The following is a 19,299-nucleotide window of genomic DNA, read 5'->3' on the forward strand; positions in this document are numbered from 1 at the left end:
GCATGGCCCGCTCCTACCGGGAGAGTCGGTGTGAAGCGGGTGGCGAGAAGATCGAATAGGGGGCTGGCATCCCTGCCGTTGTTCCTCTGCTCAAGGTCAACCCCGGCCCGGCCATCCATGGCCGGGCGTTCGCCCGTCAAAACGCCTGCGTTTTGAGCGGGCTCACCCACACTTCGAATGCCCGCAGTTCAGGCAGGTGGCACAGCCATCCAACTGCACCACGGCCATGGTGTTGCACTTGCCGCACAGTTGGGCGCCGGCGGGGAAGCCTTCGCCGGGTTCGGCCTTGTTGGTCCCCTGGGCGGCTTCGTAGGCGGCACGCTTTTCCGCGAGGTACAGGCGCTGTTCCTCGTCCATTTGCGCGCCTTCCATCAGGCCGATGGCGACCATGTGGCGTTCGATCACCGCGCCGATCTCGGCGACGATCGACGGCATATAGATGCCACCGCGCTTGAGATAGCCGCCGCGCGGGTCGAACACCGCCTTCATCTCTTCCACCAGGAAGGTGCAGTCGCCGCCCTTGCGGAACACCGCGGACATGATCCGGGTGAGCGCGACGATCCACTGGAAGTGGTCCATGTTCTTCGAGTTGATGAAGATCTCGAAGGGCCGGCGCTGCTCGTACGGAGTATCCGGGTTGAGCACCACGTCGTTGATGGTCACGTACAGCGCGTGCTCGAACAGCGGCGACTTGATCTTGTAGGTGGCGCCGACCAGCAACTCCGGCCGTTGCAGGGTTTCATCCATCTTCACCACGGCGGCGGCCGCGGCGGCTTCCACGCGGGCCTTTTCCTCGGCCACGTCCACCACCTGGAAGCCTTTGATCTTCTGGTTGATCTTGACGCTCATAGCATTCTCCAGGGGCATCAGTACTTGCCGTAATAGCCTTCTTTCAGGGCGTCGAAGAGGTTCGCGGCGGTATGTATCTCGCCGTCGTACTCCACTTCCTCGTTGCCCTTGAGCTCCACCACGCTGCCGTCTTCCAACTCGAAGCGGTACACCGTCTTCTCCAGGTCCGACTCCTTCACCAGCACGCCCTGGAAGGCCGCCGGGTTGAAGCGGAAGGTGGTGCAGCCCTTCAGGCCCTGGCGCCAGGCGTAGAGGTAGATGTCCTTGAAATCCTCGAACGGGTAGTCGGTGGGGACGTTGGCGGTCTTGGAGATCGACGAGTCGATCCACTTCTGCGCGGCGGCCTGGATGTCCACGTGTTGCTGCGGAGTAATGTCATCGGCGGTGATGAAGTAGTCCGGCAGGCGGTGCTTCTCTTCCTCGGCGCCGGGGACCGCATGCTTGTCGACCTGATCGCGGTACGCCAGCAATTCGTAGCTGAAGACCGAGATCTTCTCCTTGGTCTTGCGCCCGGGGCGGATCAGGTTGCGCGAATAGTGGTGGGCGAAGCTCGGCTCGATGCCGTTGGAGGCATTGTTGGCCAGGCTCAGGCTGATGGTGCCGGTGGGCGCGATGGAGCTGTGGTGGGTGAAGCGCGCGCCGTGCTCGGCCAGCTCCTCGATCAGTTGCGGCGCATGCTCGGCGACGCGCTGCATGTAGCGCGAGTACCGGGCGTGCAGGACGCGGCCCGCCACCTTGTCGCCGACCTTGAGGCCATCGGCTTTCATTTCCGGGCGCTTGCGCAGCATTTCGGCGGTGACTTCGTACTCCTTCACCAGCGCCGGTGCCGGGCCTTTCTCGCGGGACAGTTCCAGCGCCACTTCCCAGCCGACCAGGGCCATCTCGCGCGCCACTTCCTCGGTGAACACGCAGGCTTCCGGGCTGCCGTAGCGCAGCTTGAGCAGGGTCAGCGCCGAGCCCAGGCCGAGGAAGCCCATGCCGTGGCGACGCTTGCCGAGGATTTCCGCGCGTTGCTGTTCCAGCGGCAGGCCGTTGATCTCCACCACGTTGTCGAGCATGCGGGTGAACACCCGGACCACTTCGCGGTAGCGCTCCCAGTCGAAGCGCGCGTTGTCGCCGAAGGCGTCGACCACGAAGGTGGTCAGGTTCACCGAGCCCAGCAGGCACGAACCGTAGGGCGGCAGCGGCTGCTCGCCGCACGGGTTGGTGGCGCGGATCGCCTCGCACCACCAGTTGTTGTTCATCTCGTTGACGCGGTCGATGAGGATGAAGCCGGGTTCGGCGTAGTCGTAGGTGGACACCATGATCATGTCCCACAGGTGCCGCGCCTTGACCCGCCCGTAGACCTTGCAGGCCACGCGGCCGTCATCGCCCACCAGGTAGTCGTCTTGCAGCGGCCAGTCGCGCCAGACCACTTCCTCAGCATCGTTCAGGTCGACTTCGTTGCGCTCCTTCTGGTGGATCGGGAACACCAGCGGCCAGTCCTCGTCGTCCTCCACGGCGTTCATGAAACCGTCAGTGATCAGCAGGCTGAGGTTGAACTGGCGCAGGCGGCCGTCTTCACGCTTGGCGCGGATGAACTCGCGCACGTCCGGATGACTGACGTCGAAGGTGCCCATCTGCGCGCCGCGCCGCCCGCCGGCGGAGCTGACGGTGAAGCACATCTTGTCGTAGATATCCATGAACGACAGCGGCCCGCTGGTGTGCGCGCCGGCGCCGGAGACGTAGGCGCCGCGCGGGCGCAGGGTGCTGAACTCGTAGCCGATGCCGCAGCCGGCCTTGAGCGTCAGCCCGGCCTCGTGGACCTTCTCCAGGATGTCGTCCATGGAGTCGCGGATGATCCCCGAGACGGTGCAGTTGATGGTCGAGGTGGCCGGCTTGTGCCCCTGGGCACCGGCGTTGGAGATGATCCGCCCGGCCGGGATGGCGCCGTTGCGCAGGGCCCAGAGGAAGCGCTCGTACCAGTGCTCACGCAGTGCCTTGTTGGTCTCGACGTCGGCGAGGGCGCGGGCGACGCGCTGCCAGGTTTCGTCGACGCTGCCGTCGATGGGGTCACCGCTCTTGTGCTTGAGACGGTACTTGCTGTCCCAGATGTCCTGCGAGGCAGGCTGCAGGGCGAGAACTCCTGGGTTGGCGCCGCGTTGGCGCGCATCGGTCTTGGCCATCCGGGAAATAACCTCCTGTCGGTTGGGTGGCAGGGCGCAAAGGAGCGCGAGTAGACCCAATATGTAGACACAGAAGACTGATCGGCATCAATATCTTGTGCCTGGCTCGCACCATTACACACGATAGACGGTTGACCGGAAGGCGCTGAAAAACAAGCACGAAGGCGACGATTGGCGGGCGTAAGCCGCAAATCAGGTAGGGAGGTTTCATGCAGGAATGGTGCGACGATCAGGCGCGGCGATGGGCTTTCGTAGGAGGGGACTTCGTCCCCGATGTTGTCCGGCGCGAGGCGAACCTATCGCGGACGAAGTCCGCTCCTACGCTCAGGTCGGGTTCAGGGGCGCATAAAGCGGAACGCTTTCTGCGCCATCCGAAGCCCAGCGGCGGATAACGCCCGAGGCGTTATTCGCCCTACGATCAGGGAAGCTACGGCAGTAGCCCGGATCAGAGCTTCTCCAGGCACCCGGCAAACTCATCCGCCAGGTTGCCCAGCAGATGCTCATAACCCTGGGCATCGACCTTCACGCCAACGCCCAGGTCATCCAGCTCGGCCAGGCGCACCGGCAAGCCCTGGCTCAGGGTGTCGGCCAGGCGCGGGCGGATTGGCGGCTCGCTGAAGATGCAGGACGGCCCGGCCTTCTGCAGCTGAGCACGCATCATGGCGACATGGCGGGCGCCTGGCTGCACGTCGGCGGACACGGCAAAGACGCCGGTGTGCCGCAGGCCATAGGCCTCCTCGAAGTAGTCGAATGCCTCGTGGAAGACGAAGAACGGCTTGCCCTTGAGCGGATCGATACGTTGCTGCAGGCGGGTATTGAGCTGGTCCATGCGCTCGTCGAAGGCTTTCAGGTTGGCCTGGTAGCGGCTGGCGTTGGCCGGGTCGGCGATGGCCAGGTCCTCGGCCATGCGCGCGGCGATCACCTGTGCGTTGGCCGGTAAAAGCCACAAATGTGCGTCGATCATGCCGGGACGGTGATCGTGGTCGTGGCCCAGGTCGTCGTGGTCATCGTCATGGTCCGGATGATTCGACTCGCTGAAGTCGGCGAACTTGCGCAGGTGCATGCCGGCCTGGTCCTGCAGCGCCACGCTCGGGCCCTTGCGGCTGTCCAGCACCTTGGGCAGGAAGTTCTCCAGGTCCGGGCCGACCCAGTAGAACAGCTGTGCATCGCGCACGCGGCGGATGTCCGAGGGGCGCAGCGAATAGCTGTGCGGCGAGGCGCCCGGCGGTAGCAGCACGTCCGGCGTGCCCTCGCCATCCTGGATGGCGGCGGCGATCAGTTGCAGCGGCTTGATGCTGGTCAGCACACTGACCTCGGCACGCACGGGGAGGCTGAGCAGCAGCGCGCAGGCGGCGGTCAGCAGGGCGACGGGACGGAAGGACACGGCGGCACTCACACAGGGGAGACATGAAAGAGTAATATAATAACGTCTCTGAACCCGAGCGTCGCCGCGCATGTACAAGATCGCCCCCAAGACTCCCCTCGCCTGCCGCCCGCACGACCACGCCAACTGCGTGGCCAGCGCCCTGGCCGACGCCGACGCGCTGTGCGCGCGCCAGGGCGTGCGCCTGACCGAGCTGCGTCGGCGCGTGCTGGAGCTGGTCTGGGCGAGCCACAAGCCGCTGGGCGCCTACGACATCCTCGCCGTGCTGAGTGAGGAAGACGGCCGCAAGGCGGCGCCGCCGACGGTTTACCGCGCCCTGGATTTCCTCCTGGAAAACGGCCTGGTACACCGCATCGCCTCGCTCAACGCCTTCATCGGCTGCGCCCACCCCGAACACGCCCACGAAGGCCAGTTCCTGATCTGCCGCGCCTGCCACACCGCCATCGAGCTGGAACAACCGGCCATCAGCGAAGCCATTGTCGCCGGCGCCAAAGGCGTCGGCTTCGCCGTGGAGAGCCAGACCGTCGAGATCGTCGGCCTCTGCGGCGCCTGCGCCCCCGGCCAGCGGGAGGCGTGATGAGCGACGCCCTGATCCGCCTGCAAGGCGTCGGCGTCAGCTATGGCGGCCAGGCGGTACTGCAGAACGTCGACCTGACCATCGCTCCCGGCGAGATCGTCACCCTGATCGGCCCCAACGGCGCCGGCAAGACGACCCTGGTGCGCAGCGTGCTCGGCCTGCTCAAGCCCGACAGCGGCAGCGTCTGGCGCCAGCCGAAGCTGTCCATCGGCTATATGCCGCAGAAGCTCCACGTCGACCCGACCCTGCCGCTCACCGTCTTCCGCTTCCTGCGCCTGGTGCCCGGCGTGCAGCGCACCCACGCGCTCGACGCGCTGAAGGAAGTGGGTGCCGCCCACGTGATCGACAAGCCGCTGCAGAGCGTCTCCGGTGGCGAGCTGCAGCGCGTGCTGCTGGCCCGCGCCCTGCTGCGCAAGCCGGAACTGCTGGTGCTCGACGAACCCGTGCAGGGCGTCGACGTTGCCGGCCAGGCCGAGCTGTACCGCCTGATCGGCCGCCTGCGCGACCGCCTCGGTTGCGGCGTGCTGATGGTCTCCCACGACCTGCACCTGGTGATGAGCGCCACCGACAAGGTGGTCTGCCTGAACCGCCACGTCTGCTGCTCCGGGCACCCGGAACAGGTCAGCGGCGACCCGGCCTTCGTCGAGCTGTTCGGCCAGGATGCCCGCAGCCTGGCGGTCTATCACCACCACCACGACCATTCCCACGACCTGCACGGCGAGGTGGTGAAACCCGCCTTCCCCGCCGGCACCCGCTTCACTCCGGTCCACCAGCACGGCCCCGACTGCAACCATGGCTGATTTCCTGCTCAACGCCCTCCTCGCCGGGCTGGCCCTGGCGGTGGTCGCCGGGCCCCTGGGTTCGTTCGTCGTCTGGCGACGCATGGCCTATTTCGGCGACACCCTGTCCCACGCCGCCCTGCTCGGCGTCGCCCTCGGCTTCCTGCTGGACGTCAGCCCGACCCTGGCGGTGACCGTCGGCTGCGTGCTGCTCGCCGTGCTGCTGGTCACCCTGCAGCAGCGCCAGCCGCTGGCCGCCGACACCCTGCTGGGCATCCTCGCCCACAGCACGCTGTCGCTGGGCCTGGTGACGCTGAGCTTCATGAAGGAAGTGCGCGTCGACCTGATGGCCTACCTGTTCGGCGACCTGCTCGCCGTCAGCCAGACCGACCTGCTGTGGATCGTCGCCGGCAGCGCCCTGGTGCTGGGGCTGATCTGCTGGCTGTGGCGGCCGCTGCTGGCGATCACCGTGCACGAGGAACTGGCGCGAGTCGAAGGCCTGCCGGTCACCGCCATTCGCCTGGCGCTGATGCTGTTGATCGCCATCGTCATCGCCGTGGCCATGAAGATCGTCGGCGTGCTGCTGATCACCTCCTTGCTGATCATCCCTGCCGCCGCCGCCCAGCGGCATGCGCGCAGCCCTGAACAAATGGCCTTCGGCGCGAGTCTGATCGGCCTGGTGGCGGTGTGCGCCGGGCTCTCGCTGTCCTGGTTCAAGGACACCCCCGCCGGTCCCTCCATCGTGGTCAGCGCGGCAGCCCTGTTCCTGCTGAGTTTTGTCCTGCCGCGCCGGACGGTGTAGAATTTGGCGATTTTTTGATCAAAAGAGACCCTGACGCATGAAGTCGTTCGTCATCCGCCTGTTCGCGCTGATGGCCATGGCGCTGGCCCTCGCGGCCTGCCAGAGCACCGCGAGCAATCCGCCCAGCAGCAGTGGCTTCGAGACCGAGCTGGCCGCCGGCCGTCTGGAATCCGCGCAGCTCGCGCTGGGTTCCGAACAGGAAGACGCCACCCAGCTCGCCGAGCGCCGCAAGCGCCTGGCCGACGCGTACCTCGAGCGCAGCCGCGAAGCCCTGGCCAAGGGCGACGTCAACGGCGCCACCACCGCCCTGACCCGTGCCCGCTCGCTGATGCCCCGCGCCCCCGGCGTCGCCGCCGACGTCAGCGGCCTGCAGAAGCCCGCCGCTCCCGTGGCGCCGGCTGCCCAGCCGACCTGCACACCGTAAACCCACAGGCGCCCGTCCGCGGCGCCCGTTATTTCCTTTTGTTCCGTGCTTAGCTGAACAAAGATTAATCAGCCATAAAAAAGCAGGTTAAAATGCGCGGTTTTGGCTGACCGCCTACGCTCGTCTCCTACGCCTGTTCATCCGACGGCTCCGGCAGCGAGCGGCGCCTCCCCGTACCCACAAGGTTCGCTAAGTGATCGAATTCCACGACGTCCACAAGACCTATCGCGTCGCCGGACGCGATATCCCGGCCCTGCAGCCGACCCGCCTGTCCATCGAGGGCGGCCAGGTCTTCGGCCTGATCGGCCATTCCGGCGCCGGCAAAAGCACCCTGCTGCGCCTGATCAACCGCCTGGAAGAGCCCAGCGGCGGGCGCATCGTCATCGACGGCGAAGACATCACCGCCCTCGACGCCGACGGCCTGCGCCGCTTCCGCCAGCGCGTCGGGATGATCTTCCAGCACTTCAACCTGCTGGCCTCCAAGACCGTTGCCGACAACATCGCCATGCCGATGAGGCTCGCCGGCACCTTCAGCACCGCCGAAATCACCGCGCGGGTGGACGAACTGCTCGAGCGCGTCGGCCTCCAGGACCACGCCCGCAAGTACCCGGCGCAGCTCTCCGGTGGCCAGAAGCAGCGCGTCGGCATCGCCCGCGCCCTGGCCTGCCGGCCGACCATCCTGCTCTGCGACGAGGCCACCAGCGCCCTCGACCCACAGACCACCGGCCAGGTCCTGCAACTGCTGGCGGAGATCAACCGCGAGCTGAAGCTGACCATCGTCCTGATCACCCACGAGATGGACGTGATCCGTCGCGTCTGCGACCAGGTGGCGGTGATGGATGCCGGGCGCATCGTCGAACAGGGCGAGGTCGCCGACGTGTTCCTCCATCCGCAACACGACACCACCCGCCGCTTCGTCTTCGAGGCCGAGCGCGTCGACGAGGACGAGCAGCACGATGACTTCGCCCACGTGCCGGGCCGCATCCTGCGCCTGACCTTCCGCGGCGAGGCGACCTACGCGCCACTGCTGGGCACCGTCGCGCGCCAGACCGGGGTCGACTACAGCATCCTCGCGGGGCGCATCGACCGCATCAAGGACCAGCCCTACGGCCAGCTCACCCTGTCCCTGGTGGGCGGTGACATCGAGGCCGCGATGACGCAACTGAATGCCGCCGACGTTCACGTGGAGGTGCTGCGCGCATGAGCGACTTCTTTGTGAATATCGACTGGTCCGAGATTCTCCAGGCCAGCCTCGACACCTTCTGGATGCTCGGCGGTTCGCTGCTGTTCACCGTCATCCTCGGCCTGCCGCTGGGCGTGCTGCTGTTCCTCACCGGGCCCAAGCAGATGTTCGCCAACCGCGGCATCTATGGCGTGCTGGCGTTCATCGTCAACGTGCTGCGCTCGCTGCCGTTCATCATCCTGCTGATCGTGCTGATCCCGCTCACGGTGATCCTGGTCGGCACCTCGCTGGGCGTCGCCGGGGCCATCCCGCCGCTGGTGGTGGGTGCCACGCCGTTCTTCGCGCGCCTGGTGGAAACCGCGTTGCGCGAGGTGGACAAGGGCATCATCGAAGCCACCCAGGCCATGGGCGCCAGCACCCGCCAGATCATCTGGAACGCCCTGCTGCCCGAGGCCCGTCCGGGCATCATCGCCGCCATCACGGTCACCGCCATCACCCTGGTGTCCTATACCGCGATGGCCGGCGTGGTCGGCGCCGGCGGCCTCGGCGACCTGGCGATCCGCTACGGCTACCAACGCTTCCAGGACGACGTGATGCTGCTCACCGTGGTGATGCTGGTGGTACTCGTCCAGATCCTGCAGACCGTCGGCGACAAGCTGGTGGTCCACTACTCGCGCAAATAACCACAAGGCCCGCCGGATGCGGGCCGACCAAGGAGCCAACCATGAAGAAGCTGTTCGCCGCGTTCGCTGCCGCCGCAGTCATCGCCACCCCGCTGGCCCAGGCCGCCGAGAGCCTGACCGTCGCCGCCACCCCGGTGCCGCACGCCGAGATCCTCAACTTCGTCAAACCCATCCTGGCCAAGGAAGGGGTTGAACTGAAGGTGAAGGAATTCACCGACTACGTGCAGCCCAACACCCAGGTCGCCGAGAAGCGCCTGGACGCCAACTTCTTCCAGCACCAGCCGTACCTGGATGAGTTCAACAAGACCAAGGGCACCAGCCTGGTCGCCGTCACCGGCGTGCACATCGAGCCGCTGGGCGCTTACTCCACCAAGTTCAAGAAGCTCGAAGAGCTGCCCTCGGGCGCTACCGTGGTGATCCCCAACGACGCCACCAACGGCGGCCGCGCCCTGCTGCTGCTGGACAAGGCCGGCGTGATCAAGCTCAAGGACAACAAGTCCATCACCGCGACCCCGAAAGACATCGTCGAGAACCCGAAGAACATCAAGGTGCGTGAGCTGGAAGCGGCCACCCTGCCGCGCGTGCTGACCCAGGTCGACCTCGCCCTGATCAACACCAACTACGCCCTGGAAGCCAAGCTGAACCCCACCAAGGACGCGCTGGCCATCGAAGGCGCCGACTCGCCCTACGTCAACATCCTGGTTGCCCGCCCGGACAACAAGGACAGCGCCGCCATGCAGAAGCTGGCCGCCGCCCTGCACAGCCCCGAGGTGAAGCAGTTCATCCTCGAGAAGTACAAGGGTGCCGTCGTTCCGGCGTTCTGATCGCCGCGAAGCTGACGCTCAAGAAAGCCCGGTCGAATGACCGGGCTTTTTCGTTTCCGGCTTTTGGTTTTTGGTTTTTGGTAGGAGCGAGCTTGCTCGCGAACCCGCCCAGCTCCAGGGCGGCCTGAAAATCCCGTTCGCGAGCAAGCTCGCTCCTACAGGCGACTGTCTATTTCGGCGCTCCTGGACAAATTTTCGCCAACCTTTCCTGCATATTTTCCATGCCGCAAAGGCATCGGTTTTTTTCGATTTCGCTCAAAGGCACGAATGGCGCGGCCTGCAGCGACCCAGCAAAATCGCATAGTCCCGAAAGTTATTTCAATAACGAAAATAATCACTTCAAGAGCTAAGACGCTCCGCCAATCATGCAGGTCCGTTCCAAGCGCGACTTAGAGCCGCGCAGACCTGCAAGGAGATCGTTCATGGCTCAACCCCAGCATGCCCTCGCGCCGGATACCTTCCTGCGCCACGTGCCCGGCGGCGACCTGGTCGATCTCGGCCGCCCGCTGCGCCACGCGCTGGAGCTGGGCCGCCACGTGCCGGCGAAAGCCCGCGCGCTGAGCCGCCGCGAAGCCGTCCTGCTCGGTCTGTTCGCCCTGACACTGCATGGCGCGGTGGTCTACTGGCTGAGCCAGCAGCCCACCCCGCAGCTGCCGGAAGTGCCGCCGCAGGTGCCGCCGATGACCATCGAATTCACCGCGCCGACGCCGCCGGTGGTCGAGCCGCCGCCGCCCGAACCGATTCCAGAGCCGGTCGTGCAGGAGCCGCCGCCCCCCGTGGTGGACGAGAATGCGGTGAAACCGCCGCCGCCCAAGCCGATCCCCAAACCCAAGCCCAAACCGGTGGCCAAGCCCAAGCCTGTGCCCAAGCCGGTGGAGCAGCCCACGCCGCCCAAGGCCGAAACCCCGCCGCCGCAACCGGCACCACCCGCTCCGCCAGCGCCGGCTCCGGCCCCGCTGACGCCGCCCTCGGCCAACGCCGGTTACCTGAAGAACCCGGCGCCGGAATACCCGCCCCTGGCTCAGCGCCGTGGCTGGGAAGGCACCGTGCTGCTGCGAGTGCACGTACTTGCCAGCGGCAGCCCGAGCGAGATCCAGGTGCAGAAGAGCAGCGGCCGCGACGCCCTGGACGACGCCGCGGTGCGCGCAGTGAAACGCTGGAGCTTCGTCCCCGCCAAGCGCGGCGACGTGGCCCAGGACGGCTGGGTCAGCGTACCCATCGATTTCAAATTGCATTGATTCAACTTGCCCAGATCAGCCGCACGAGAAACGCGGAAGGAGAACACCCATGAGTCTGCCCCTGAACCCCCTGGAATCCGTCGAAGGCGCAGTCATCTGGCTGCTGGTCGGCTTCTCTGTCGTCACCTGGGCCCTGGCCCTGGTGAAAGGCGTCCAGTTCACTCGCCAGAAGTCCCAGGACAAGCGCTTCCAGAAGCAGTTCTGGAGCGCCACCAGCCTCGAATCGGCCGGTGACCAGGCCGCCGGCAAGCCCGGCGCCGGCGCCCGTGTCGCCCAGGCCGGTTTCGCCGCCATCCAGGTCCAGGACAACGGCCAGCCGGACCTGGCCCAGTCGATCAACCACCAGGACCGCCTCGAGCGCGCCCTGCGCCAGCAGATCCAGCGCGAGCGCCGCTCCCTGGAATCGGGCCTGGCCGTGCTCGCCTCGATCGGCTCCACCTCGCCCTTCATCGGCCTGTTCGGCACCGTGTGGGGCATCATGGAAGCCCTCAAGGGCATCAGCGCAGCCGGTTCGGCCAGCCTGGAAACCGTCGCCGGCCCCATCGGCAGCGCGCTGATCGCCACCGGCGTGGGGATCGCCGTCGCCGTGCCCGCGGTGCTGGTCTACAACTACTTCCTCCGCCGCCTGAAGCTCACCGCGGCCGATCTCGACGACTTCGCCCACGACTTCTACAGCCTCGCGCAGAAGAGCGCCTTCCGCGTCGTCAGCCTGCCCACCGCCGCCCGCAAATCGGCTGCCGGCGCCAGCGTGAAGGAGGCGAGCTGACATGGCCTTCTCGACCCAGGACAGCGACGAGGTTCTCTCCGAGATCAACGTCACCCCGCTGGTGGACGTGATGCTGGTGCTGCTGGTGGTGTTCATCGTCACCGCACCGCTGCTGACCAACGCCATCCCGATCAACCTGCCCAAGACCGAAGCAGTCGCCCCGCCGGAGCAGAAGGACCCGCTGGTGGTGAGCATCGACGGCGCCGGCAAGTGGTTCATCAACAAGGACGAGATCCAGCCGGACCTGCTGCAAAGCAATCTGGCGGCGGCCAAGGCCAAGGACGCCGAAGTCCGCGTGCAGCTGCAGGCCGACGAAACCGTGAACTACGGCCAGGTGGCCAAGGCCATGGCCTCCATCGAGAAGGCCGGCATCACCAAACTGGCGGTCATCACCGCGCGCTGAGGCACCTGTAAGACGCCTGAAACAGAGCGGGTGTAGAAAGGGACCTCCACAACGTACCGAGCTTCAAGGCCGCTCTCCCAATACTCAGGCAGGGGTGAGCGGCCTTTTTTTATCCGCACGTTTTTATCAGCACACTGAGCGCTTCCCACGCCGACATTTCCTGATCGCGTGGGAGCGGACTCTGTCCGCGATCGATTCCCGGCGGCTCGGAGCCAGCCGGTGGCACATCGCGGACAGAGTCCGCTCCTACGCCCGGTCGGCACACCGCGTAGCCGCCGTTCGTCGTCATCCCCGCCCCGGCAATAAACCTATGCCTTTCAGGCCCTTCCGTGGCCGCCGCTCTTCCACTAAGTTGATGACAGTTCGGAGACCTGAGGGGTACCGCATGACATCGTCTCCCGCTTCGGAAGGCCCGTTCTATCCGCCGACACTGGGGGTGCCGGAACGCTTCACGCCACAGCAGCTGCGCGCCTCGCTCGACATCACCATGAGCGAACATGGCGCCGGCCCCGTGTGGCTGTTCGCCTACGGCTCGCTGATCTGGCGCCCGGAGTTCCCGGTGGCCGAAGCGCGCCGCGCGCGGGTGCACGGCTACCACCGCGGGCTCTACCTGTGGTCCCTGACCCACCGCGGCACCCCGGAAGCGCCCGGCCTGGTCCTCGGCCTGGATCGCGGAGGCTCCTGCTCCGGCTTCGCCTTCCGCCTGCCGGAGGACCACCTCGACGCCAACCTCTACGCGCTCTGGGAGCGGGAGATGCCCTACGCCTCCTACCGCCCGGAATGGCTCAACTGCCGCCTGGACGACGGCACCCGCGTGCGCGCCCTGGGTTTCGTTCTCGAACGCCACCTGCCCAGCTACGCCGGCTCCCTGCCCGACAACATCGTCGAGCATGTCCTGGCCAGCGCCCAGGGCCACTTCGGCACCACCCGCGACTACGTCGAGCAGACTGCCCGTGCATTGCGCGAATACGCCATGCCCGACCTCAACCTGGAAGGCATCCTGGCCCGCTGCTGCCCGTTGCGTCGGGCGCAGGAATAACCGCTTATAGCCATTCGTTTAGCTTAAATACTGCATAAGCAAAGAATTTCTTATTCCTTAACGAATATTAAAACCCTCCCTAGAATGCCTTCTCATGACGATTCGAGAGGGCCGCTCCATGCGCAACGACCGCATCCGCTACCTGATCGTGCCGGGCTGGCACGGATCCGACGACGCCCATTGGCAGAGCCACTGGCAGCGCGCCCTGCCGAACGCCGCGCGGGTGCAGCAGCAGGACTGGATCACCCCGCAGCGTGCCGACTGGGTCGCCGAACTCGACCGCGAAATCCGCCGCGAGCCCGGCCGCGTGGTGCTGATCGCCCACAGCCTGGGCTGCGTCACCGTCGCCGCCTGGGCGGCCCGCGCCGATCGCCGTGCGCTGGCCCAGGTATCCGGCGCCCTGCTGGTCGCGCCGGCGGATGTGGAGCGGGAAACCTGCCACGACGCGCTGCGCAACTTTGCCCCCATCGCCGCCCAGACGCTGCCGTTCCCGACGGTGCTGGTGGGCTCGGACAACGACGCCGCCTGCAGCCCGCAGCGCGCCATGGCGCTGGGTCGTACCTGGGGCGCCGAAACCGTGATCCTGCCCTCCGCCGGGCACATCAACGTGAAATCCGGCCACGGCGCCTGGGAAGCGGGCTACCGTCATCTGTATCGCCTGCAGTACCTGATCGACCAGCAGTCGCGTCAGCGCGCCTGAGCCACGCAAGCGGGTGCGGCATGAGCGCCGCACCCATCCCCTCGGCGCGCGGATTCGGTTAGGGTGAGGCACAGCCCCCGCCGGAGACCGCCATGCCACCGCTGCACGATCTGTCCGCCGTCGAACTGCTCGCCCTGTACCGCTCGCACCAGCTTTCCCCGGTCGAGTACCTCGACCACCTGATCGCCCATATCGAACGCTGGGAACCGCAGCTCTGCGCCCTCTATGCCTTCGACCCGCAGCGCGCGATCGAGCAGGCGCGGCGCTCCGAGGCGCGCTGGATACGCTGCGCACCCTGCGGCGAGCTGGACGGCGTGCCGGTGACCATCAAGGAACTGATCGCCACCACCGGCGACCCGATTCCCCAGGGCAGCGCCGCCACCCTCCTGCAACCGGCGACCGGCAACGCTCCGCCCGCCGCGCGGATGAACGAGGCCGGCGCCATCCTGCTGGGCAAGACCACGGTGCCGGACTTCGGCATGCTGTCCTCCGGGCTTTCCAGCTTCCACAAGCTGGCCCGCAACCCCTGGGACCTGCGCATGAACCCGGGCGGCTCCAGCGCCGGTGCGGCAAGCGCCGCAGCGGCCGGCTACGGACCGCTGCACATCGGCACCGACATCGGCGGCTCGGTGCGCCTGCCGGCGGGCTGGTGCGGGCTGGTCGGCTTCAAGCCGAGCCTGGGGCGCATCCCCATCGATCCGTACTTCACAGGGCGCTGCGCCGGCCCCATGACCCGCACGCTGGACGATGCGGCGCTGATGATGAAGCACCTGGCGCGCCCCGACTGGCGCGACGCCACGGCTCTGCCGCCCGCCGAGCTCGACTGGCACATCGACTACGCCGAAGTGCGCGGCCTGCGCATTGGCCTGCAACTCGACCCCGGCTGCGGCCTGCAACCCGAGCCCGAGGTATGTGCCGCGGTGGAAGCCGCCGCAAGACAATTCGCCGATGCCGGCGCGGAAATCATCGAGGTTCGGCCGATCCTCGACCGCGACCTGCTCGGAGGCCTGGACAGGTTCTGGCGCGCACGCCTGTGGGCCGAGCTGGAGAACCTGCCGGCGGAACGTCAGGCCAAGGTGCTGCCCTACATCTTCCACTGGGCCGAGGGCGGCGCGGCGGTGAGCGGTGCCGAAGCAGTGCGCGGCTTCAACCAGACTTTCGAGATGCGCCGCCGCGCCGCCGCGCAGTTCCACGAGATCGACTTCCTGCTCTCGCCGACCAACCAGGTCGCGGCTTTCCCGGCCGAATGGGCCTCGCCGACCAACGACCCGGCGCAGCCCTTCGAGCACATCGGTTTCACCGTGCCGTGGAACATGTCCGAGCAACCGGCACTCTCAATCAACTGCGGCTTCACCGCCGAAGGCATGCCCATCGGCCTGCAGATCGTCGGCCCGCGCTTCGCCGACGTCGAGGTGCTGCGCCTGGGCAAGGCCTACGAACACTGGCGCGGCCCCATCCACCGTTGGCCGCAGCCGCCGGCAGCCAGCTAAGCTCAGCCCAATCGCCGACCACAAGGAACCGATCGCGCGCCCATGCATTACTCCGCTTACATCGCCCACTTCCTGGTGGTGGTCCAGCTGCTCGGGATCATCGCTGCGGTCCATGCCGTGCTCAGCGTGCGCACTGCGCAAGGCGCCATTGCCTGGGCGACCTCGCTGGTGTTCATGCCGCTGCTGACCCTGGTGCCCTACCTGGTCTTCGGCCGCAGCCGCTTCGACGCCTACATCGGCGCGCGCCGGCAAGCCAACGAGGAAATGCACGTGGCCGCCGCCGAGCTGGACTGGCGCCCCTGGGTGGAAGAGGCGCTCGCCGCCCGCCAGTACGACGGCTACAAGGCGCTCAAGGCGATGGTCGGGCTGGCGCGCATGCCGACGCTGGCGAACAACGAGGTGCGCCTGCTGGTGAACGGCAAGGCCTCCTTCGACGCGATGTTCGAGGCCATTTCCAGCGCGCAGAAAGTCATCCTGGTGCAGTTCTTCATCATCCGCGACGACGCCCTCGGCCAACGCCTGGCGCAGCTGCTGCTGGAGCGCGCGGCGAATGGCGTCGACGTGTTCCTGCTGTACGACGGCATCGGCAGCCATGCGCTGTCGCGCCGCTATATCGACAAGCTGCGCCAGGGCGGCGTGCAGGTGCATGCGTTCAGCACCGGCAGCGGGATGATCAATCGCTTCCAGGTGAACTTCCGCAACCACCGCAAGATCGTGGTCGTCGATGGTGTGCGCGGCTTCGTCGGCGGGCACAACGTCGGCGTCGAATACCTGGGCGAGAAGCCGCCGCTGGCGCCCTGGCGCGACACTCACATCGAACTGCGCGGGCCGGCGGTGGCGTGCCTGCAGGAATGTTTCGCCGAGGACTGGTTCTGGGCCACCCATACCCTGCCGACGCTGATCCTGCCCGATGGCTACGACGATGCCGGGATGCTCTGCCAAGTGGTCCCCAGCGGCCCGGCGGACACCCAGGAAACCTGCTCGCTGTTCTTCGTCGAATCGATCAACGCGGCGGTGGATAGGGTGTGGATCACCACGCCCTACTTCGTCCCGGACGAAGCCGTCGCCGCCGCCCTGCGCCTGGCGGTGCTGCGCGGCGTGGACGTGCGCATCCTGTTGCCGTCGCGCCCGGACCACAAGACGGTGTACGCCGCCTCCAGCCTCTACGCCCTGGATGCCGTGCGCGCCGGCGTGCGGGTGTTCCGCTACCAGCCGGGGTTCCTGCACCAGAAGGTGGTGCTGATCGACCACGACAGTGCGGCGGTGGGCAGCGCCAACCTGGACAACCGCTCGTTCCGCCTGAATTTCGAGATCATGGTGATCACCGTCGACGAAGGCTTCGCCCGCGACGTGGAAGCCATGCTGGAAGAAGACTTCGCCCAGTCGGTGGAAATGACCCTGGACGACCGCAAGCGCGTGCACCGGCTGCAGCAGTTGGGGATGCGCGTGGCGCGGCTGGTGTCGCCGATTCTCTGAAGGCTCTGGTGCGGACCATGTTCGCGAGCAAGCTCGCTCCTACAGGCTCATGGTGGGCTCGCACTTCGTAGGACCGAGGGGGACGCCTAGTCCTTGCTCGCGAATGCTTTTGCCGCACAAAGGAAAACGCCCGGTTCACTCTCGTGAACCGGGCGTTTTCTTTCTCTAGCGCGAGGTCATCAGGCTGGCGCGGAGGAGCGGATCAGGTGGTCGAAGGCGGAGAGCGACGCCTTGGCGCCTTCGCCGACCGCGATCACGATCTGCTTGTACGGTACGGTGGTCACGTCGCCGGCGGCGAAGATGCCCGGCAGCGAGGTTTCACCACGGGCATCGACGATGATCTCGCCGCGCGGGGTCAGCTCGATGGTGCCCTTGAGCCATTCGCTGTTGGGCAGCAGGCCGATCTGCACGAAGATGCCTTCCAGCTCGATGGACTTGAACTCTTCCGAGTTGCGGTCCTTGTAGACCAGGCCGGTGACCTTCTGGCCATCGCCTTTCACTTCGCTGGTCAGCGCGCTGGTGATCACGTCCACGTTCGGCAGGCTGAACAGCTTGCGTTGCAGCACGGCGTCGGCGCGCAGCTTGCTGTCGAACTCCAGCAGGGTCACGTGGGACACGATGCCGGCCAGGTCGATGGCCGCTTCGACGCCGGAGTTGCCGCCGCCGATCACCGCCACGCGCTTGCCCTTGAACAGCGGGCCGTCGCAGTGCGGGCAGAAGCACACGCCCTTGGCCTTGTACTCTTTCTCGCCCGGCACGCCCATTTCACGCCAGCGGGCGCCGGTGGCCAGGATCACGGACTTGGCCTTCAGGCTGCCGCCGCCCTCGAACTGCACTTCGTGCAGGCCGCCGGCGCTCTTGGCCGGAATCAGCGCGCTGGCGCGCTGCAGGTTCATGATGTCGACGTCGTAGTGCTTGACGTGTTCTTCCAGCTGGCGAGCCAGTTTCGGGCCTTCGGTCTCGGTCACCGAGATGAAGTTCTCGATGGCCATGGTGTCCAGCACCTGGCCGCCGAAACGCTCGGCGGCAACGCCGGTGCGGATGCCCTTGCGGGCGGCGTAGATCGCCGCCGCGGCGCCAGCCGGGCCACCGCCGACGACCAGTACGTCGAACGCTTCCTTGGCCGACAGCTTCTCGGCTTCGCGGGCGGCGGCGCCGGTGTCGATCTTGGCGAGGATTTCTTCCACGCCCATGCGGCCCTGGCTGAACACTTCGCCGTTCAGGTAGATGCTCGGCACCGACATGATCTGGCGCTGCTCGACTTCATCCTGGAACAGCGCGCCGTCGATGGCGACGTGGCGGATGTTCGGGTTGAGCACGGCCATCAGGTTCAGCGCCTGCACCACGTCCGGGCAGTTCTGGCAGGACAGCGAGAAGTAGGTTTCGAACTCGAACTTGCCCTGCACGCCCTTGACCTGCTCGATCACATCGGCCTCGAGCTTGGACGGGTGGCCGCCGACCTGCAGCAGCGCCAGCACCAGGGAAGTGAATTCGTGGCCCATGGGGATACCGGCGAAAGTCAGGCCGATGTTCGCCCCCGGGCGGTTCAGCGAGAACGACGGCTTGCGGGCGTCGCTGCCATCTTCTCGCAGGGTGATCTTGTCGGTCAGGCCGACGATATCGTGCAGCAGTTCGCTCAGTTCGCGGGATTTGTCGCTGTCATCGAGGGAAGCGACGATCTCGAACGGCTGCTGAACCTTTTCCAGGTAGGCCTTCAACTGGGTTTTAAGAGTGGCGTCCAACATGATCCAGATCCTCGGAATTTGAGCAAAGGGGTTCCCCGGCGAGCCCTTGGGCCCACCCTGCGCACGCTTTTGGCTTTAGGCAGGGAGGATGCCGGTAGGCATCCTCGGGGTACTGCAAAACGGTGGGGGAAGCGCAGTGGGCGGGCGCCCGGTGGTTGCGCGGCAGGAGCTGCCGCGCAACCGCTTCCCGGCCGTTCTTAGATCTTGCCGACCAGGTCCAGGGACGGAGCCAGGGTCTTCTCGCCTTCTTTCCACTTGGCCGGGCAGACTTCGCCCGGGTGAGCGGCGGTGTACTGGGCAGCTTTCAGCTTGCGCAGGGTTTCGCCGACGTCACGAGCGATCTCGTTGGAGTGGATTTCGACGGTCTTGATCACGCCTTCCGGGTTGATCACGAAGGTGCCGCGCAGGGCCAGGCCTTCTTCCGGGATGTGCACGCCGAAAGCGTTGGTCAGCTGGTGGGTCGGGTCGCCGATCAGCGGGAACTGAGCCTTGCCAACAGCCGGGGAGGTTTCGTGCCACACCTTGTGGGAGAAGTGGGTGTCGGTGGTCACGATGTAAACCTCGGTACCAGCGTCACGGAACGCAGCGTAGTTGTTGGCGGCGTCTTCGATCTCGGTCGGGCAGTTGAAGGTGAAGGCTGCCGGCATGAAGATCAGAACCGACCACTTGCCCTTCAGGGACTGCTCGGTGACTTCGATGAACTTGCCATTGTGGAAAGCGTTGACCTTGAACGGTTGGACTTGGGTGTTGATCAGGTTCATTAGGCAATTCC

General features: G+C 66.4%; 19 protein-coding genes. 14 read left to right on the top strand and 5 right to left on the bottom strand.

Going from position 1 to position 19,299, the window contains the following annotated elements:
• Positions 1-162: 162 nt before the first annotated feature.
• The 3 genes from UB43_RS17565 to znuA form a co-directional block, all read right to left on the bottom strand.
• Positions 163-849, bottom strand: coding sequence for an NrdJb (locus UB43_RS17565; RefSeq protein ID WP_045213417.1), 687 nt, complete (start codon positions 847-849; stop codon positions 163-165).
• Positions 850-866: 17 nt separating this feature from the next.
• Positions 867-3,014, bottom strand: coding sequence for an adenosylcobalamin-dependent ribonucleoside-diphosphate reductase (locus tag UB43_RS17570; protein ID WP_045213420.1), 2,148 nt, complete (start codon positions 3,012-3,014; stop codon positions 867-869).
• Positions 3,015-3,459: 445 nt separating this feature from the next.
• A complete protein-coding gene (gene znuA / locus UB43_RS17575; protein WP_045214187.1) occupies positions 3,460-4,398 on the bottom strand; it encodes a zinc ABC transporter substrate-binding protein ZnuA in 939 nt (312 codons plus the stop codon).
• 70 nt (positions 4,399-4,468) lie between these two features.
• Between znuA and zur the strand changes: the two genes are divergently transcribed.
• The 14 genes from zur (at position 4,469) to cls (ending at position 16,782) form a co-directional block, all read left to right on the top strand.
• Complete coding sequence (gene zur / locus UB43_RS17580) at positions 4,469-4,975, top strand: zinc uptake transcriptional repressor Zur (RefSeq protein ID WP_015474971.1); 507 nt, start codon at positions 4,469-4,471, stop codon at positions 4,973-4,975.
• A complete protein-coding gene (gene znuC, locus UB43_RS17585) occupies positions 4,975-5,775 on the top strand; it encodes a zinc ABC transporter ATP-binding protein ZnuC (protein WP_045213423.1) in 801 nt (266 codons plus the stop codon). The genes zur and znuC overlap by 1 nt, the downstream gene beginning before the upstream one ends.
• On the top strand, positions 5,768-6,556 hold the full coding sequence (znuB, locus tag UB43_RS17590) for a zinc ABC transporter permease subunit ZnuB (RefSeq protein WP_017521234.1): 789 nt from the start codon (positions 5,768-5,770) through the stop codon (positions 6,554-6,556). Before znuC ends, znuB begins: the two co-directional genes overlap by 8 nt.
• Before the next feature lie 37 nt (positions 6,557-6,593).
• Positions 6,594-6,980 (top strand): hypothetical protein, encoded by a 387-nt coding sequence (locus UB43_RS17595; protein ID WP_045213425.1) that lies wholly within the window; start codon positions 6,594-6,596, stop codon positions 6,978-6,980.
• A gap of 193 nt (positions 6,981-7,173) precedes the next feature.
• A complete protein-coding gene (locus UB43_RS17600; RefSeq protein ID WP_045213427.1) occupies positions 7,174-8,184 on the top strand; it encodes a methionine ABC transporter ATP-binding protein in 1,011 nt (336 codons plus the stop codon).
• Entirely contained in the window at positions 8,181-8,846 is a 666-nt protein-coding gene (locus UB43_RS17605; protein ID WP_024766991.1) for a methionine ABC transporter permease, read from the top strand. The genes UB43_RS17600 and UB43_RS17605 overlap by 4 nt, the downstream gene beginning before the upstream one ends.
• A gap of 41 nt (positions 8,847-8,887) precedes the next feature.
• Positions 8,888-9,670: a MetQ/NlpA family ABC transporter substrate-binding protein gene (locus UB43_RS17610; RefSeq protein ID WP_045213428.1), complete on the top strand. Its 783-nt coding sequence runs from the start codon at positions 8,888-8,890 to the stop codon at positions 9,668-9,670.
• Between the two features lie 422 nt (positions 9,671-10,092).
• The gene (locus tag UB43_RS17615; RefSeq protein ID WP_045213430.1) at positions 10,093-10,908 is read left to right on the top strand and encodes an energy transducer TonB; all 816 of its coding nucleotides are present in this window, start codon (positions 10,093-10,095) and stop codon (positions 10,906-10,908) included.
• A 49-nt stretch (positions 10,909-10,957) separates the two neighbouring features.
• Positions 10,958-11,674 carry a MotA/TolQ/ExbB proton channel family protein gene (locus UB43_RS17620; RefSeq protein WP_045213432.1) on the top strand — a complete coding sequence of 239 codons (717 nt, stop codon included), beginning with the start codon at positions 10,958-10,960 and terminating at the stop codon, positions 11,672-11,674.
• A 1-nt stretch (position 11,675) separates the two neighbouring features.
• Positions 11,676-12,077 carry a biopolymer transporter ExbD gene (locus tag UB43_RS17625; RefSeq protein WP_024766994.1) on the top strand — a complete coding sequence of 134 codons (402 nt, stop codon included), beginning with the start codon at positions 11,676-11,678 and terminating at the stop codon, positions 12,075-12,077.
• Positions 12,078-12,462: 385 nt separating this feature from the next.
• Positions 12,463-13,116 carry a gamma-glutamylcyclotransferase gene (locus tag UB43_RS17630; protein ID WP_024766995.1) on the top strand — a complete coding sequence of 218 codons (654 nt, stop codon included), beginning with the start codon at positions 12,463-12,465 and terminating at the stop codon, positions 13,114-13,116.
• 118 nt (positions 13,117-13,234) lie between these two features.
• On the top strand, positions 13,235-13,816 hold the full coding sequence (locus UB43_RS17635; RefSeq protein WP_045213435.1) for an alpha/beta hydrolase: 582 nt from the start codon (positions 13,235-13,237) through the stop codon (positions 13,814-13,816).
• A 92-nt stretch (positions 13,817-13,908) separates the two neighbouring features.
• Positions 13,909-15,306 (top strand): amidase, encoded by a 1,398-nt coding sequence (locus UB43_RS17640; protein WP_045213438.1) that lies wholly within the window; start codon positions 13,909-13,911, stop codon positions 15,304-15,306.
• A gap of 42 nt (positions 15,307-15,348) precedes the next feature.
• Entirely contained in the window at positions 15,349-16,782 is a 1,434-nt protein-coding gene (gene cls, locus UB43_RS17645; RefSeq protein ID WP_045213441.1) for a cardiolipin synthase, read from the top strand.
• A 179-nt stretch (positions 16,783-16,961) separates the two neighbouring features.
• On the opposite strand, the gene ahpF is transcribed toward cls, so the two are convergent.
• Positions 16,962-18,527, bottom strand: coding sequence for an alkyl hydroperoxide reductase subunit F (ahpF, locus tag UB43_RS17650; protein WP_045213443.1), 1,566 nt, complete (start codon positions 18,525-18,527; stop codon positions 16,962-16,964).
• Between the two features lie 197 nt (positions 18,528-18,724).
• A complete protein-coding gene (ahpC, locus tag UB43_RS17655) occupies positions 18,725-19,288 on the bottom strand; it encodes an alkyl hydroperoxide reductase subunit C (RefSeq protein WP_037016170.1) in 564 nt (187 codons plus the stop codon).
• Positions 19,289-19,299: the final 11 nt, after the last annotated feature.

This window comes from Pseudomonas sp. 21, from assembly GCF_000955805.1.
Classification (GTDB): Bacteria; Pseudomonadota; Gammaproteobacteria; order Pseudomonadales; family Pseudomonadaceae; genus Pseudomonas.